The sequence below is a fragment of the Nostoc sp. MG11 genome (assembly GCF_014904695.1).
GTDB lineage: Bacteria > Cyanobacteriota > Cyanobacteriia > Cyanobacteriales > Nostocaceae > Komarekiella.
In genome coordinates, this window is the sequence record NZ_JACXXN010000190.1 from 1 (window position 1) to 945 (window position 945).

General features: G+C 36.0%; 1 pseudogene. It reads right to left on the reverse strand.

Features of this window, described 5'->3' with window-relative positions:
* A pseudogene (locus HCR01_RS38010) lies at positions 1 to 422 on the reverse strand (2OG-Fe(II) oxygenase); the annotation flags it as partial.
* Positions 423 to 945: the final 523 nt, after the last annotated feature.

A 945-nucleotide genomic window follows, 5' to 3' on the forward strand; every position in this document is an offset into this window, starting at 1 on the left:
CTACGAAAAGAAGGATGATGATAAGCGACTGGCAGACATAAGTAATTTTCAATAATATCAAGTAAACGTTGTTGTAATCCCCAGTAAAAAATTTCTGGATGTTCGATGATTTGCTTAGAGGTAGCATGAATTACGAATTCGTTTTTATTTCCAGAAATGCTATGGGGAATTTCTGCTATCAAACTTTTTGCAACTTGTAACATTTGTAGAGTCAGGGGAATTGAAAGCGCTGATAATGAAGTTACAACAATCCCTTCACTTCTCAAAGTCTCAAGTAAAACTAAATCAGGAGTTGAAAGCAAAGGTAGTTTATCAAGATGCTTTTTTACAGATGCTTGATAAGCAAGTTCAATTTTACGGCTCAATAATGGGATTTGCCAAAAGCTTTCTCCGATGCGATTGACAATCTTCTTTACACTCATTTTTATCTATGTTGAATATTACTTATACTATTGAGAAATGTTACAGTTAATAGTTAATGATTGCTTGAACATTACAAATAATTAGAACTAGTAAAAATATTATTTTCCTCCATGCTTTCCTTTGTTGGACTACCGCAAAAGTAAAACCTCGTTCTCATAACGAGACGAGGCTTGCATATATTTCAATGATGCCATTACTATAGAGCAAATATCGATTTAGAAAATAACTCCTTAGATAGTAGAAACATCAGTTCAGTATGAAACTAAGTGCCAAATAGCATCTACAATCTATAATTTTTCAAAGCAGGTGAGCATTGCTACACCTTTAAGTGATTGCCTGCACAAGTCGAGTAAGAAAGCGAGTATAAGTTTAAATATACATTCAGTTCTTAACTTCCATAGTAAGGCAGTTCCCTTTTTTGATCGCGCTAGCATCACCCACAGAAATCATCCACACGTATATCCCGCCAGACATCAGACGGTTGCCAGCCGGAGTTACCCTCAGAGTGCAAGGGGCGTGTGC